Origin of the sequence: Cytobacillus firmus (genome assembly GCF_023657595.1) — a bacterium.
GTDB lineage: Bacteria > Bacillota > Bacilli > Bacillales > Cytobacillaceae > Cytobacillus > Cytobacillus firmus_B.
On record NZ_CP098323.1, the window covers coordinates 2,729,217 to 2,745,200 of the forward strand.

The following is a 15,984-nucleotide window of genomic DNA, read 5'->3' on the forward strand; positions in this document are numbered from 1 at the left end:
CCTATAGGTTCCCCTATAATTACTAGATTCTATATTTAGTATTAAGAGCTTTTAATTTCTTGTACCCGGCTGAAAATAGCTGAAACATACAAAAAAAGGCACCGGACCTTGAGTCATTTTTTGATGACTAAAGATCCGGGTACCTGTTAATAATAAATCTTTTACAGAAATTAGAATTTAAAAGCTGGAGCAGCTGCTCCCAGTTTTAAATACGAATTTGACGGAAGGTTTTCCATGGAAAATTTTTTTAATAAGGAGCCTATATTCAATCACCGGGTGAATTCTCAGGAATCAATATCTGACCGGCTTTTCCAACCTTAAGCAGTGTCTGCATAATGGCCATCGACAAGCTTCCCGCCTGGTAAGGCTTTATCAGGTATTCATGAGCTCCCAGTGACAGGCCTTTCTCTTTTTCATCCAGTGCAGTTGAAATAATGATCGGAATGTGACTTAACACTTCATTTCGTTTTAATATCTTCATGATACTCCATCCATCAAGCCCCTCATCAAGCATGATATCCAAAACAATCGCATCAGGCAGGTGATTTTCCAAATACTCCAGGACAGCCCTTCCATTATTGAAATGCTTCGCATGCAAATTGTTTTCCGTAAGCTCCTGAATAAACAGTTCTGCCAGGCTTTGATCGTCTTCAATAACCAGCACTTCATAGCGTGTGCCGCTTTGATGGATATTCTCATCCAATCCATGGGAAGGCTTATAGACAGCTGGAATGGACACTATGAAGGTGCTTCCTTTCCCGTATTTTGTATTGACACTTATATTTCCATCATGAGCCTTTACTATTTCCTGTACATTGGACAGCCCAAGCCCCGTTCCGCCAATTCGGCGACGATCTGAATTGTCCACTCTGTAAAATTTGTTAAAGATATCCGCAGCTGCATTTTCCGGGATTCCCAATCCATGATCTTCCACTTCTATATGAAGCAGGCTGTTTTCTTCAAATAACCTTATATTGACGGGACCTCCGGATGGAGAATACTTGATGGCATTGCTTATCAAATTGGAAAATACCTGTTCGATTTTGCAGGAATCACCAAGAATGACATCATTTCCACTAAATGGTTCTAATGAAATAGTGTGAACATCCGTCTGCACCTGCTGATTATCCATTACTTTCTCAATAATAGGAATAAGCTCAATATATTTTTTTTCATATGTTTGTTTACCGGATTCCATCCGCTGGACATCAAGAAAATCGTTGATTAGAGACGTAAGCCTCTTCGCCTCATTTAATATTGTCATCAAATATTTCTTCTGCTTTTCCGCCTTGAGTTCCCTGTTAAGCATCAGCTCCGAGAAACCTAAAATGCTGGCAAGCGGTGTTCTCAATTCATGGCTGACGGTGCTGACAAACTCCGATTTCATTTCATCCACTTTAAATTCTTTTGTAATATCCCTGTGGACCAATACAGTTCCAACACACTCATTATTCTGATAAAGATCTTCACAGTACATCTGGCAGACATGCCCTCTATCCTTCGTTTTGTATACAAACGTTTCCCCGCTGGATGTTTTACCATTAAAGGCCCGCCAGATGAATTCGGTAAAACCATCTTCATCCTCTACCTGCTGTTTTAGAAGTACGCTCCATTTATCCCAAGTCAGTCCAACAATCCCTTCAAACCCTCCCTCACAGTGGAACATTTCGCAAAGCTGTTTGTTGACCTGCAGGATGCAGCCGTCCCTGTCAACATACTGAAGACCTTCCTTTACAGTGTTGAGAATATCCTGGTTCAATTTTCTATTAGCTTCAGAGTTTTCATAAGAACTGATTTTATCGAGCGACAGCCCAATCTGTTTTGATAGTGCCGAATATTCATCCATATGCGACTGTGCAAAAGGAAACCCGTACCTGGTGAACACCATGACAGCCGTAACCTCTTGATTTGAAGAAATAACCGGCAAATAAAGGTCATAGCCAAAAATGGTTCTTACATGGTAGCCCTTCTCTTCTTGAAGCAATTGTCGCTTAACAGCAAAACCTTCTTTTGTTTGTTTCAGCCTCTCAATTAATCCGCTTCTAAAATGATTCTTGAACTGTTCTACTCCAGAAGATGAAATGCCAAATGAAGCAGATTCATCATTTTCAAGCATCACAATGATCCCGCAGTCCGCTTCAATGACATTGGACATATTCATTACAATACTTTCCAGTACTTCCTGTTTTTTTAGTGAATTGGAGATGCCATTAATCAATTCATTCCGGCGCTCAAGTTTTCTTTCATTTGATTGCATGGTTCCAAGAGCATTTTCCAATTCCACCCTCTGGGCTTGAAGCTCATCCTGCTGGGCAAGCAGCTCCTCATTTTGCGCAAGCAAATCCTGCTCCTTTTCCTGCAGGATCACCACCATTTTTTGAAAGGCAACAGACAGGACTGCTAATTCATCCATACGATCCTGCCCTACATTCAGTTCCGCCTTTCCTCCCCTGGCAATTTCTTCAGCAGCATTGGCAAACTGAGTAAGCGGCTGTCCTACCTGCTTGAACATTATCCGGATCATCCGAAACAGAATGACCAGAATGACAACAAGAAAAAGAAAGAAACCTGTTTGTATATAGGATTGTTTTTGGATTAAATCCTGAACCCTGCCGTTCAGCTCATCATTCAAATTTTGCAGATAAACCTGAATATCATCCTGAAAGGAATTAATCCTTGCAGTAGCACCGGAATCTGCCATTTTAATGATTTCGTCCATACGGCCTGCTTCAAAATATTCAATGGACACGGGAAGTCTTTCAATGAAATAATAATCCGCAAATTCATCCATTTCCTTCCCAAAGGCTTTGTCCTCATTGGTTGAAGCAAGGCCATTGTATTCACTGATAAGTTTTCTGATCTGTGGCCTTAAGGCAGCAGCCTGGTTTTTTAATTCAGGATTCCCAAAGGCGAAGTAGCCTCTGACATCAAAAAAGACGAGATTGAAGTTATGATCAATTTGCTGAACAATTTCTTCTTTTTTTATAAGCTTTTCGCGTTCTTTGTAATATGAACTGTTTATTTGCTCTTGCAGCAAAATTAAAATACTGGTTCCCGCCAGAAAGAGAAGGACGAATACTCCCATAAGCGCAACAATCTGCCTGGTCAGGCTCTTTTTTATAAAATGATTAAGCTTCATCTGCTATTTTTCCAACCTTCTCAAATAATTGAAGAGGGCTGAATGGTTTAACCATGAAATAATCGGCCCCTGCCTTTAAAACCTCTTCCTGTTCATGTTGCTGGCTTTTGGCAGATAACATTAATATTTTCACTTCTTTGTTAAGAGCCTGCTCACCCCGGATTTTCCTGATGACATCAAGACCGGTAAGTCCAGGCATCATATAATCCAGAATGACCAAATCAAACTGCTTTTTTTCAAGCAGCTTCAGGGCTTCTTCTCCATCTTCAGCTTCATCGACTTCAAAGTCCCCATCTTCCAGCGTGTCAGCAATAAGCATGCGCAGAATTTCTTCATCCTCAGCAATCAATATCTTTTTCATTTACTTCTCTCCCAACTCTGCGGAGTCAAATAATTTTTTCATAATATGATAGGACTTTTTAAGCCTTTCATGGTAATCTGGCTCCTCCCACTGTTCCCAGGAATAATAGGCAGAATCTTTTCCATGGAGCACTCCATCTTGCATCTTTGGAAAAGAATCCAAGATACCTGCTCTGTCCTCCGACACGGCACTAATTCTTAACCCCTCAATTGTCTGGCTGCCTGCGAGCCCTTCTCTCCATAGATCCCCAGCTATCTCTTTCTGGCTTGGATCCTTTATATTAAGCAATGCCCACGGAAGTCTGATCTCCATTACTTTTTTACTCCTGCTAATACTTATATCGGTTAATGAATTGAAGTTTTCATGAGCAGGATTTGCATTCCCAAACTGTAAATTGCCTGTCTCATAGGATTTGAACGGTTTCGTTTCCCCAGTGGATGGAATAGTTAATTCCTTATTCAGTGCTAACCTGATAGGGTGGAAGACTCCATTATCCTTTTTATTGGCATAGCTTTCATTCGGAATCATATTCAGCATATGGCTATAATGATAATAAAAAGTATCATAATAGCTATCTATTAAAAGTCTGGATTTATCCTGTCCGTCTATTTCTGCCATAAAGTCAACTCCGAAGTCCGTTTTGACCTTTCCTGTCAGAACCGGGATCGAAGTCTGTCCCTGCTCTGCAATGGTATCGATCAGTAAACGTGTGGTCTCATTCTCCAGGTCAATAGGATGGTTATAATCCAGCCGGATATATAAGTGTTCCTCATCAGAACGAACATACATATCCTTCAAGTAAGAATTCTTGCGGTCAGAACTGTAGACAGGTTTCTCGTTCAGCTTTATCCAATCACCTGTAATGCCATCCACATATATTCCAGCTTCATTTTTACCTGGTTCAAAGCTCAGCAGGCCGAAATGCTGTTCATTTGTTTGCCTGTTGGACCAGTATGGACGCCTGTCAGGATTATCATAATCCATCGTATTCCAGGTTCGCTTAAACCATTCATCCTGCCAGGAAAACACGAGACCGCCGGCATAACCTTCAGAAACAATGGACTCAAACAGCCGGCTGTTTATTTTTCCCTGCTCCTCCTCGGAGTGAAATCCCTGATTCATGTCCCCAACGTTCTCATGGGTCATCCCCCTGGACGAAGGGACTCCGAATTCCGCTACCATTACTGGCATCTCGTGGACAGCGATTAAATCATGAAGATAGCCTGCATAATTATTCTTTTCCCCTTTTGAATCGATGTAATTGACATACTTCTCTTCATAGTTAAGGAAATCAGGGTAATATGGATAAACATGATAAGAGGCAAAAAGGCCAGCGTGAAACCTATCTGTCCTCTTTATATGATTAGGATTTACAGAAACCATATCTTCCTTAACCGACGGCTCTGAAGGATGTTCCAGAAGATCGGTCGTTACCCAGTTGGTAAAACTCATTGAATGCTGCCATTCGTAGCTCGCGGTTTCATAATTTACGGCATAGTCCATCATTTCAGCAAGCCAGATTTCAAACGGACTGGCATCAGCTGTCTGGAAATACTCACCGGAGAATTGCTGAAGTCCCTTATGTTTATCATTCGTGCCTTTGACCGCTTCAGGATCCCACTCAATACCAACCATAAAGCCAAGCACATATGGTGAGATATCAAATGTATATTCGCCTGAAGCATGCCCCGGCCTCTCCTCAATGACGGCATTTCCATGAATAATATCAATCATTTTCTGCATTTCATTTTTAAAATCTTTAGTTACAGCATCTGAGAAAGCATCCTGCTCCTTAACGAGTGTTTCTTCATTGACCCAGACACCATGGAACAGAAATAATGGCTTTTCAGCAATCTGATTATATTTATGAAATGCTTCATAAAATGCCGGCGGATGCAAAGTATAGATCCTGATGGCATTGGCATTCATATCGCCTATTGCTTTAAACCAGCGGAAATACTCAGCTTCAGTAATTCCTGTTTCTCCCGGGAAATGGCCAGGGTTGGCTATTCCCATATTGACCCCTTTTATTAGCAGATCCTCCCAGGTGCCATTTTTCAGTATTTGAATATAATCTTCACTTGTTTGGCTATTGAATTGTATACCATTGGTCTCATCTATTTCCGTGGTGAATTTGCTATTCGCCAGCTGCGGCTTTACCTGCAGCACCTTTTTCATCATTGGGACGTACGCTTCCCAGTAAAAAGAATCATTGGCACTAAAATGTTCTTTCCACTTGGCAAGTCCTCTCGTCTGATAAATAGTTGGAACTTCTGCTTCATCTGCATAATCGCCTGCAAAATAATAGGAAGAATAGGCAGCGTTGCTGTGCTGAATAACAGCTGGGAAGGTTTCAGGGATTCCGGCATTCTGCAGCTTGCTTTTTCCTGTCTTAGTAAGAGGCAATGAATACTCAGCCAGTACTTCATCCGCATTTCTGGCCTCGATCACATCAAACCAATACCGATAGGGCGCTCCCACCTTCATTCCGAAGAAATCCTCGCCCTTATCAGTAAGGCGGAACTCAACCCCTTTACCTTCCATTTCACTCTCTTCGACAACCACAACGTAATCATTCGAGTTCACAAATACGAGACCGGGACCCTTAAGACCCCAATTTCCGTCTCTATAGTGTTCCTTTACCCAGATAGGAACCTCATTGCCAGATAGGTCAGAGAAATACCTCCCAATCCACCCGCTCCAGCTGATATTCAATAAATTGGTCAATCGGTGCCGGGCCTCATCTGATGAAGGACTTGCAAACGTATTGAATTCGGCAATGAGTGTTTTCCCTTTGGAGGAAACTAACGTTTCCTCCAGCTCGATAACTTCCTCCTCTTGCAGCCCGCCATATAGATTAGAAGACCGTTCTCCCAATGGATTGCTTCCATAGAATTCTTCCTCATAAACCCCATACGAATCTGCGAGGTAAAGAACCTGATATTTTTCAAGATTGTACGGTAATGGCTTAATAGTATATTCATTTTTCATTCCTGGTTTAAAGCCGCTATAATCAGCCTCAATACTGTATCGATCCCCATCTGATTTGATATATTTTTCATTATTTAAAATCCATATAAGTCCCTTATGCTCCCGATAAGAGTCATCCGGCACTGTTTTGTCCAAAATAAACACATTCAGTTTTTGATCCTGCTTTATCCACCATGACCAGAAAGGACTGGAAACAACGGTCAGCACGGCAAGAACAAACAGAAAAACGGCTGTTTGCCCTTTGGTAAATTGTCTCATCCGGAAACACCTTTTCTTTTCATTTCTCCCCAGCTTGTATCGCCTTTGACCAGCTGCCATATTCCTTCACATCTCCAAAAAACCGTCAAAGGCCGGTACCATAACGTTTCAGTCAATGAATAGAAAAACAGTTTGATTAAATCAGAGATTTTTGGAAATTTCCTTAAGCTCCATTCCTCAAGCAAAACGGCGGCCATGGAGAAAAGTGAACCATATAAACACGATAGCAGAAAAATCAGGATGGCAAACTCAAGATAGATACCTCCCAAAAATAGGGAAATAACCACATAAATGTATCCCAATAATTCAACTATCGGGCCCAAAAACTCTACGATCCAAAAGTAGGGAAAGGAAATAAACCCTATAAGGCCGTATCTTGGATTAAAGGTCATCTTCCTGTGTGTCCACAGACTTTCAAATAATCCGCGATGCCACCTTCGCCTTTGCCTTCTTAGGTAGGTCGGGCTTTCCGGAACTTCTGTCCAGCAAACAGGGTCAGGGACGTAGACGATTTTTTTCTTTTGCTTTTTATCTCTGATAAGTCTATGGAGCCTTACTACCAGCTCCATATCCTCGCCAACTGTATTGGTTTTATAGCCTCCCGCATCAATGACCCATTGCTTGGAAAAAACACCGAAGGCTCCAGAGACAATCAGAAGTAAATTATGCCGGCTTAATCCAATCCTGCCCATTAAAAAGGCCCTTAAATATTCGATTATTTGCATGATGACTAAAGGCTCCCTGGCTAAGCCAACCTTTAAAATATTGCCGTCCTGTATTTCACAGCCATTCGCAATGCGGATGCTTCCGCTAGAAGCAATCACTTCCCCATCAGAATCCAATATAGGCTTCATTACCTTTAAGAAAGCATCCCTTTCCAGTACAGAATCTCCATCCAATGAACAGAAATAAGGAAAATGGGAAAAGTTAATTCCTGCGTTCAGCGCATCAGCTTTTCCTCCATTCTCTTTGTCTATTAAAAATAGATTTGGAAGAGAAGCGGACTGGTAAACTTTTTTAACAGCCTTTGTTTCAACCTGCTTCCTGACGGCTGGGTTAATTTCCTTCATTTGATAATGTGTAATCATTTTTTCAATGGTGTCATCTTTTGAACCGTCATTGACAACGATAATCTCAAAAGAAGGATAATCTATACTCAGAAGGGATCGTACACTGGCAACAATGCCTGCTTCTTCGTTATATGCTGGTACAATGATGGAAACCGGTTTTGCGAAGGATTCATTCATATACTCGTCAAATGTCTGGTTTCGGTTCAGCAAATATTCCTTCCTTAGCTGAAAAACTGAGATTACTAAAATAATTGAATAGAAACTAATGACCAGCACCATAAAGACTGCTATAAATGCAGCAAATCCGACCAATATATTTCCCCACATAAAAGCCATAATCAACCAAATTCTCCTTTGTTCATCCATTCCCAGGCCATGTCCCTTGCATACGAATCATCCGAGGTATCCAGTACAATCTGCAATTCTTCTTTTCCGCGAGGGAACATCATAATGCATTGCCCAGCCTGAGATCTCACCCACCAGGAACGATCATGGAGAAGGTCGAGTAAATGTGGCATGAGTTCAGGTTCCTTTAATGAACCGAAGAGCTTCGCAGCCATCATCCTTTCCTTCCAATCCTCGGAATGACGCAAGTCCAGATAGGGTGATATATCCTTAACCATCCCTAGTGAAGAAAGTGCCTTTACTGCTCTTAAACGAGTCTCCCCATCATAGCTGGCATAGACTGACTCAATGAAATGTAAATATCTTAATTCTTTTCTAATTCCAGCAGAATCTATTATGGCGTATTTCAATGGGTTTGCAGCATTATGGAAATCTGTAATTAAACGACTGAACAAGTTTTCATTCAGCCGGAGGATAATATTCCTTAATTCACCGTCCGATAGATTTTCACTATTATACAGAAGAAGATCAGGAATTCCTTCGAATTGAAATGCCGCGAGTATTCTCAAGGATTGTACCCTTTCATCATGTGATATTTTCTCTTTTATAGCTGATTCCAAAACTTGAGGCTGTAACTCAATGAAATGCAGATCTTCGATAGTGTAGAGTGCGTTCATTCTAGTACTCCACCTTCTGCTCTTCAACTGTCTCTGAAAGTAATTTCTCAGATTCCTGTCAGCAAACTCCCTGAGTTTTCCCGTTTCCTCTTCTCCTGTTAAATTGGCTGCGAACTTAGACAAAATCTCTTCTGCAGCCTTCTTTTTTATATCATTATCCAAATGAAGTTGCCGGCTTATTTCTCCTTCTGAGATAAATTCGAAGATCAGCGGGCTAAGGGTTTCAATGCATTCATTAATTTTTCTGCGCTCTCGATCTTCCAGCCATTTTCTTATGACAAGGTACAACAGAATGAGAAGCAGTAATCCAGAAATGACAGCAGCTAATAGACCGAGGAAGAATATTTCATTCTTCAGCATTTAGATCAGCCTCTTAATTAAACGCTGAATTCTAGCTTCCAGTTCTGTAAGACTAAATGGCTTTGTCACGTAATCTTCAGCTCCGAGTTTCAGTGCACGTGCTATATCCTGCTCACTTTTTCGCCCTGTCAGCATAAGAACATGAATGTCCTTGGCTCTCTTCGACTTTTTCATTTCCTGCATAACCTCAAGACCATCCATTACAGGCATTATCCCATCAAGAACCAGAAAATGGGGCCCCTTTTCTTCTATACGATTTGAATGCAGAAATTTTCGCCCGTCTTCAAATGCCTGGATATCCAAGTCTGCATGATCGAACTCCATATTGCTGAGAACCTTAGTGAGCATCATTCTAATAATCGAGTCATCGTCAATAACGGAGACATAAAGCTTTTTCTTATGCTTTGCAATAGGATCGGCTTTACCTATTTCCACTCTTGCTCTTCCCTTTTGTTTGGCTTCATATAAAGCCTGGTCAGCAGCCCTTACAATCGTTTCTTTCTCTATCCCCGGCTGATCGACCATAAAAACTCCTGCAGAAAAAGTAACGCTAAATGAATTGCCGCACTGTTCAAACCTCTTTTCCGAAAACCCTTGTAAAATCTTTTCAAGGGCTATTTTGCTCTCTGAATCTGTAGCGCCAGAGAATAAAACGACAAATTCCTCGCCGCCATATCGGAACACATAATCTGTTTGCCGGATATTTTCTTTTAAGTATTTTGCAAATTCAGCAAGGACTAGATCACCTGCCGGATGGCCATATGTATCATTAATATTTTTGAAAAAATCAAGATCAAGTATAGCCAGTGAAAAGGTCCGATGATTTCTGGACAATTCATTCATAAATACTGCTAAACTGTCTTCAAAAAACCTTCTATTATATACTCGGGTTAATTCATCTAGCATTGCAGATTGATCAAATAATTTCTTATTTGCTAAGTGCCTGTCTATCTTTAATAGAAATTCCTCTATGTCAATCGGCTTGGAGATGAAATCATCTGCACCCATTTTATAGGAGTTTAATCTGGTTTCCCGATCATTGCTTACACTGATCATAATCTTTGGAACATACTTATTTCGAGTATGTTTCTGTAAACTTTCCAAAAACTTAAAACCACTTTCCCCTTCCAAATTAATATCTACTATTAAACAATCTGGGCGATGGTCATAATACTGCTCTGCTGCAACCTCCAGCTCAGTACTGGCAATAACCATCCAGCCCCTGCTTTCGAGTGCATCTTTCAGAAGAATCAGCATGGAAATATCATCATCAATCAGCTGAACAAGAGGGGCATTTTCCACCCTTATCGGAGCCTGCTGCTTTAAAGAGCTTTCGAAATGCTCATACTCATAGCTCATCTCAATTAAATCGAAAAGATAATTTCGCAAAGCCTCCTTATCCCAATCCTCTTTTTCATCCATATCTTCAATATCCAAGATCAGATTATCGGCCAGCTGATGGAGCCCGGTGAGCTGCAGGGTTCCAGCAGTGCCCTTTATGGAATGCAGGAACCTGTATACCTCTTCTTTTTTTATATTCTCAGACAGATTATTTTCAAACCAGTCTGTAATCTGCGTTTTTATTTTCTCAAATAATAGAACTTTATATTTTTTCAGCTCCATTACGTACACCTCGTTTAAAAAAGTAGCAATTGGTCAAAAGTACTTTTTCTATTTTTAAATAAGACTATTAAACCTAAAATAACAAAAATCTTCCATATCATTAGTCTAAAGCATTAGTAATAGGCTTTCAAACCTGGATATGTCCTTCTCTTCCTCATGAACAGCAAGAATAGCATTACTTGTCTAAAAGCCTGTTGAGAAAAATTGGATCCAATATACTATAGAGGATAATGATATTGATTGTAAATAAACTGTTATATTTTTTAATGGCTTTTTTTCCGCTTAAGATACTTATGAATGGCAAGGAAAATTTTTGGTCTCTGCCCAGAGAAAAACCCAATTCCGGCATGAATTGGGTTTTACATTTTTGGAGCACCTGGAGCGTAGTAATACGGCGGCACCTTCAGCCATCCGCGCTTCCTCATGAGTGTTTTTAAAGTAGCTCCGAACATTGTCCATTCTAAAAAGAATTCAGTCCACATATTGCCTGCATCATTACGGACAGAGTCTGCTTGTCCTTTAGCACAGGCAGTGGAACATGTAACTAGCTTAAATGCGACCCCATTGGTAATTTCATCATCTGTCAGCTTAACGCCTAAGGGAATCTCATTTGGAGCTGAATGGGGTTTTGCTGAGGTCACGTCAGGTAAAGGAATTCCTTCTTTTCTCATAAACGTGCTTAATCTCTTGACCTGTGACTCACATATTTTTACTACATCGGTAAGCATTTCTTTCACTTCGTCATCAGAAGTCGTGTTTAAGCCAATTTCTTCGTATCGTATGAATTCCTCCACCAATGCCAAATACGTCCACATGTCCCCAACTTCAACGACATGCAGCGGTGATTTAGGTTCATTGGTATTATCAAACGTAATTCTGAGCATATTAAAAATTGCTTCTAAAGGATTAGGCATCTATTTTACCTCCTATACTGTATAGGTTGTCTACAGTATGAGAAAAAATGCATAGCTTATGTCAGATTCTCAGCCTGAATAGCACAGGAGGACCAGCTTAAGAAGCCTTTCCAAAAATGGATGGATGACTGGAAGCTACACTAGAAAGAATGGGTGATAGGTATGGCATTTGAAAAAGGACTGTCCGAGTCTGAACAGGCATATGAACAATATACGAATATAAGCTCTGTATTCGCGGAGATTGTGAAGGACGAATTTATCACTACGTGGCAATGGTGGGCAGGACTTGCTTTGTTTATCATTCCCTGGCTGATATGGTTTAAGTAAAGAAAAAAAGACAGCACCGGGCGTCTTCTCCTAGCTGGATTATTAGTCATCATATTGTCTCTTATTATCGATTTAGCTGCATTATCTTTGGGACTATGGACATACCCTATGATCATTATTCCACTGGCACCATTTTTATTTTTGCCATATCACTTTTCATTAGCACCAGTCGGGATCATGTTTGCCCTTCAAATAAAGCCTGAAATGAATAGCTTGTTAAAAGGAATACTCTTCTCTGCCATTGGAGCTTTTGGAGGGATGAATTTCTTTAATGCCATCGACTTTTATGATCCAAAAAACTGGTCTACTTTATATGATTTTGTCATCTTTCTCACTCTTTATTACTGCGGGTACTGGATAACCAGAATGGAGAGTTTTCAAGGTCTGGAAAAAGAAACAGGAAAAAAATAAAGACTTTCTTATATATCAGAAAGTCTTTTTTACTATTGGTTCCGGCATGGCTGCTGTATCATCTGCCAATCCCCCAATAGTAGCAAGGCTTCTCGCAATCAGGAATTGAGCAGAGTAGTAAGTGGTCATGATAAGCACATCTGAATAAACAATGTCTGAAACAAACATATTCCATGAAAGGATGGAATCAGAGATTACAAACAAAATGCTTCCCGCAATGGCCAGCCTGTTCCCGGTTAGGATGGCTGATAACGCCATTAAGGAAATGACCAGCATATAAGCCATAACCGGAATCACTAATGCAACATTTCCTGCTCCGGACAAGGAAGCAACCAGCTGGCTGCCAATGATCAAAGAATACAAGCCTATCGGGATGATGGCTGATATGCGGAACTTTGTCATCCGGGACATCTTCAAAAATCCAGTCAAATAAAATAGATGCCCAACAAGAAAAGCACCAAGTCCGGCAACAAACGACACAGCAATGAATCCATCACCAAGCATGCAGAAAAACAGGCCTATAACGATTAAACGCAATGGGGGCCCAGCGCTGGCAGGGAGTTTTTGCCATGCATAAAAAATAATGAGTCCCATAGGAATCAGCTTAAAGGTAACTTTGATTGCCAGTGGCTCAGAAGGAACAATGAAAATATACAGTATCGCCATCAATCCAATTAAAATTGGAACCAGCCGGTTATTCAAAATTATTCAACCTCCTTGTGCGCGTATTAAACCCGTTCCAGTTTTTTAAAAGGCTTTGGCGGTAATTCAACTCGGATTTCATCGCCCGGCTTCACTTCCCCGCTCTCCAAAACAATTCCCATTATGCCTGCCTTTCTAATGAGATTCCCATTTTCATCCTTCTCTATCACTGCATTTAAAAGCCCAGGCTGAAATTGATCGATCTGAGCACAGGGATTTCGCAGTCCTGTTATCTTGATCATAGCGGAATGACCCAGAAACAAGATTGAGTTTACGGGCAATTCAAGAAGATTGATTCCGGCTGTTGTAATATTCTCACCCATTTGTCCAGGTTCAATATGAAAACGGTCTCCCAACTCTTCAAATAGCTCTTGCTGGATTAAATGAACCTGTCTCAGGTTGGGCTGATCAGGGTTTTGTGCGACTCTGGATCGATGCTTTACCGTAGAGCCAGAGTGAGCATCCCCTTGCACCCCCAATCCCTCCACCAATTTTATGATATCTTTCCTTTCTTTGCTGAACGTATGCTTCTTGCTTAAACTAACAGCGATGACTGTTCCTGCTATTGGCCATTCCAGCTTGTCATTCTGCATTCTATCACGCAGCCTTCCTAATTTATTTCCCTCTGTTTGTTCCATATTCAACAAAGCCGGAAATATTCCTTCTGAACAAGGTCATATAAAAAGCTGCCAATTGGCAGCGTTGATTAATAATATGGTGTTATTTCCAGCTGACTCATGATAGAACTTAACTTACATATCGTTTATAGTTTGATTACCCTTTATTCGATCCAATTTTTTAATAAACCCAACAAACCCTCTTATCGTGAATAAAGTGAAATTCACACTCCCAAAAGTGTGGAAAATGGACCAGTTCCTCCACTTGAACAGTCTTGTGTTTTTCTCAAAGTACCATTGAGCGATACTCATTGGGACACTGAATATCAAGCTTTTGAGAAAGATATCTCTTAAATTGTCATTGTATGAAATCTTAACCCAAATCACACTTAAAAGCGGGAAAAACAAAATATCATAAATCAGGTTGGTTTTAAAAATCCTCGAAAAAGGGCGGACCGGATATTCTACTCTTTTCGTTCCAACAACATAGGCATCAATCAGAGTAGCCAGAACGCCTTTCGAGAAAAAAATAACTAAAGTCTCCCTCATTTTTTTTCCTCTAAACAAAAATGGAACAGAACAAATGCACAATCCGAGAAGCAGGTTTAATAATTTTTTCTCCATATATGATCAGCCTTTCCTATTACAGATATTACTAAATTCACCCACTTTGAATTTATTTATTCCTAAGCATTGCACCTGAACTTCTTATAAAAAAGGCTGCCAATTGGCAGCCGGAATAATAATCATATAGAAATTATTCATTTTAATGATGGTGATGATGTTCATAGCCATGTTCTTCCGCATACTTACGGAATTTTTCCAGGTCCTGCATGCCTGTTGAAGTGCCATCAAGGGCCTGTTTCATTCGCTCTAGCAGGACGGTTCTCAGCCTTGGATGATACCCGAAGTATTCTGCAATATCTATGGATATATGAGAATAAGTTTCTTTAAACTGTTCGGCCATTTTGTTCATTCTTTCCATTAAAATGCCGGTAAATAAGAAATAAGGCAGCATGATGATTCGTTTGGCGCCCAGTTTAATGCAGCGGTCCATCCCATCCTTGACCGTTGGGGTTGTGACCCCCATGAAGGCACATTCAACGGATGATACATTTAACTTTTCCCACAGCAATCTGCTTATCTTATAAAAATCTGCATTGGCATAGGGATCGCTTCCGCCTCGTCCGATTAATAAAATAGCTGTATCTTCATGCGTTTGATTTACATCAAAACCGGTTTCAGCAAGTCTTGTTTTTAATATTTCAAGAACTTCCTCATGAACTCCTATCGTCTGGCCATAGGTAAACTGAATATCAGGGAAGTGCTCTTTGGCATGTTCAATTTCTGCCGGTATGTGCAGTTTGGAGTGTCCGGCATGTAATAAGATGATGGGAATGACATGGATTTCATCTGCCCCTTTTTCAGCACAAAGCTGAATGCCATCTTCAATATTGGGGGATGCAAATTCTAAGAAGCAGGTTTCTACCAGAAGGGCCGGGTCAATGTCGTTTCTCATTTGATCGATGAATCGGCGGACTTCGTTATTCCCTGCCTCCATCCTGCTGCCATGGCCGACAAATAAGACAGCTTTTTTCATTGGCCCTTTTCCTTTTTTGTATTTATCAATTCCTTTAATGCGTTTTTCATTGCGTTTGCGTTCGCCGTGTTCCATTGAATAGATGATGGACTCTTCTTTCACTGCTTCATGAACGATGCTGCGGGCTGTTTCTTCCTGCTGGACTGAATACCAGGTTCCCTTTGGGTAATCAATGACGACGCATTTGTCTTTGCAGCGGCCGTTGCAGCGTGTACGGGATGTGTGAATATGCTCGTCTAAACGGTTTTTCCGGATTTCATCGCGTATTTGCGTTGTGACTTCTTCTGCGCCTGCACTCATGCAGGTTGCGCCGTTGCATATTAGCAGGTGGCGCTGCATTTGTGTTAGGTTCCAGGTTGTCATTGGGTGACCTCCCTCTATTAATTTTGATACTCTATCTTGAAATCTTGTTTAGGCTTAGTATAAAGCCCGTTGCTTTCCGCTGCGGGCACTTGCTTTCCGTGGGGCGTGCGGTGAGCCTCCTCGGCTTCGCCTGTGGGGTCTCACCTGTCCCGCTGCTCCCACTGGAGTCAAGTGCCCTCCGCTCCAATCAACTCAGCAGTTATTTTAAATAACCGTTCAAAAGCAA

The 15,984-nt window shown here is 40.9% G+C and carries 12 protein-coding genes and 1 pseudogene; 2 read left to right on the forward strand and 11 right to left on the reverse strand.

From position 1 onward, the window contains the following. Positions 1–265: 265 nt before the first annotated feature. The 7 genes from NAF01_RS13840 to NAF01_RS13870 all read right to left on the reverse strand — a co-directional run bounded on the left by NAF01_RS13840 (position 266) and on the right by NAF01_RS13870 (position 11,738). On the reverse strand, positions 266–3,139 hold the full coding sequence (locus NAF01_RS13840; RefSeq protein WP_250800512.1) for an ATP-binding protein: 2,874 nt from the start codon (positions 3,137–3,139) through the stop codon (positions 266–268). Then, a complete protein-coding gene (locus NAF01_RS13845) occupies positions 3,129–3,500 on the reverse strand; it encodes a response regulator transcription factor (RefSeq protein ID WP_250800514.1) in 372 nt (123 codons plus the stop codon). The genes NAF01_RS13840 and NAF01_RS13845 overlap by 11 nt, the downstream gene beginning before the upstream one ends. Continuing rightward, complete coding sequence (locus tag NAF01_RS13850; protein WP_250800515.1) at positions 3,501–6,749, reverse strand: hypothetical protein; 3,249 nt, start codon at positions 6,747–6,749, stop codon at positions 3,501–3,503. It abuts the gene before it with no gap. Further along, positions 6,746–8,146, reverse strand: a complete 1,401-nt coding sequence (locus NAF01_RS13855; RefSeq protein WP_048008696.1) for a glycosyltransferase family 2 protein — start codon at positions 8,144–8,146, stop codon at positions 6,746–6,748. The genes NAF01_RS13850 and NAF01_RS13855 overlap by 4 nt, the downstream gene beginning before the upstream one ends. A gap of 11 nt (positions 8,147–8,157) precedes the next feature. Beyond that, positions 8,158–9,201: a HEAT repeat domain-containing protein gene (locus NAF01_RS13860; protein WP_250800517.1), complete on the reverse strand. Its 1,044-nt coding sequence runs from the start codon at positions 9,199–9,201 to the stop codon at positions 8,158–8,160. Beyond that, a complete protein-coding gene (locus NAF01_RS13865) occupies positions 9,202–10,824 on the reverse strand; it encodes a GGDEF domain-containing response regulator (protein ID WP_250800519.1) in 1,623 nt (540 codons plus the stop codon). 359 nt (positions 10,825–11,183) lie between these two features. Continuing rightward, positions 11,184–11,738, reverse strand: coding sequence for a DUF3231 family protein (locus NAF01_RS13870; RefSeq protein ID WP_250800521.1), 555 nt, complete (start codon positions 11,736–11,738; stop codon positions 11,184–11,186). A gap of 162 nt (positions 11,739–11,900) precedes the next feature. On the opposite strand from NAF01_RS13870, the gene NAF01_RS13875 reads away from it, so the two are divergent. Together NAF01_RS13875 and NAF01_RS13880 are read left to right on the forward strand one after the other, a co-directional pair. After that, the gene (locus tag NAF01_RS13875) at positions 11,901–12,065 is read left to right on the forward strand and encodes a hypothetical protein (protein ID WP_250800522.1); all 165 of its coding nucleotides are present in this window, start codon (positions 11,901–11,903) and stop codon (positions 12,063–12,065) included. An 18-nt stretch (positions 12,066–12,083) separates the two neighbouring features. Continuing rightward, a pseudogene (locus tag NAF01_RS13880) lies at positions 12,084–12,476 on the forward strand (CBO0543 family protein); the annotation flags it as partial. 15 nt (positions 12,477–12,491) lie between these two features. On the opposite strand, the gene NAF01_RS13885 reads toward NAF01_RS13880, so the two are convergent. The 4 genes from NAF01_RS13885 to NAF01_RS13900 all read right to left on the reverse strand — a co-directional run bounded on the left by NAF01_RS13885 (position 12,492) and on the right by NAF01_RS13900 (position 15,758). After that, positions 12,492–13,178, reverse strand: coding sequence for a lysoplasmalogenase (locus tag NAF01_RS13885; protein WP_250800525.1), 687 nt, complete (start codon positions 13,176–13,178; stop codon positions 12,492–12,494). A 26-nt stretch (positions 13,179–13,204) separates the two neighbouring features. Then, complete coding sequence (locus NAF01_RS13890; protein ID WP_250800527.1) at positions 13,205–13,771, reverse strand: MOSC domain-containing protein; 567 nt, start codon at positions 13,769–13,771, stop codon at positions 13,205–13,207. Between the two features lie 159 nt (positions 13,772–13,930). Beyond that, positions 13,931–14,344: a CBO0543 family protein gene (locus NAF01_RS13895; RefSeq protein ID WP_284709482.1), complete on the reverse strand. Its 414-nt coding sequence runs from the start codon at positions 14,342–14,344 to the stop codon at positions 13,931–13,933. A 217-nt stretch (positions 14,345–14,561) separates the two neighbouring features. After that, positions 14,562–15,758, reverse strand: coding sequence for a CbiX/SirB N-terminal domain-containing protein (locus NAF01_RS13900; protein ID WP_250800530.1), 1,197 nt, complete (start codon positions 15,756–15,758; stop codon positions 14,562–14,564). Positions 15,759–15,984 lie beyond the last annotated feature (226 nt).

Bases quoted from the DNA above. Each gene is read 5' to 3' on its own strand.
- NAF01_RS13860 (WP_250800517.1), bottom strand. From the start codon at position 9,201: ATGCTGAAGAATGAAATATTCTTCCTCGGTCTATTAGCTGCTGTCATT.
- NAF01_RS13865 (WP_250800519.1), bottom strand. From the start codon at position 10,824: ATGGAGCTGAAAAAATATAAAGTTCTATTATTTGAGAAAATAAAAACG.
- NAF01_RS13890 (WP_250800527.1), bottom strand. From the start codon at position 13,771: ATGCAGAATGACAAGCTGGAATGGCCAATAGCAGGAACAGTCATCGCT.
- NAF01_RS13855 (WP_048008696.1), bottom strand. From the start codon at position 8,146: ATGTGGGGAAATATATTGGTCGGATTTGCTGCATTTATAGCAGTCTTT.
- NAF01_RS13870 (WP_250800521.1), bottom strand. From the start codon at position 11,738: ATGCCTAATCCTTTAGAAGCAATTTTTAATATGCTCAGAATTACGTTT.
- NAF01_RS13840 (WP_250800512.1), bottom strand. From the start codon at position 3,139: ATGAAGCTTAATCATTTTATAAAAAAGAGCCTGACCAGGCAGATTGTT.
- NAF01_RS13850 (WP_250800515.1), bottom strand. From the start codon at position 6,749: ATGAGACAATTTACCAAAGGGCAAACAGCCGTTTTTCTGTTTGTTCTT.
- NAF01_RS13845 (WP_250800514.1), bottom strand. From the start codon at position 3,500: ATGAAAAAGATATTGATTGCTGAGGATGAAGAAATTCTGCGCATGCTT.
- NAF01_RS13875 (WP_250800522.1), top strand. From the start codon at position 11,901: ATGGCATTTGAAAAAGGACTGTCCGAGTCTGAACAGGCATATGAACAA.
- NAF01_RS13900 (WP_250800530.1), bottom strand. From the start codon at position 15,758: ATGACAACCTGGAACCTAACACAAATGCAGCGCCACCTGCTAATATGC.
- NAF01_RS13895 (WP_284709482.1), bottom strand. From the start codon at position 14,344: ATGAGGGAGACTTTAGTTATTTTTTTCTCGAAAGGCGTTCTGGCTACT.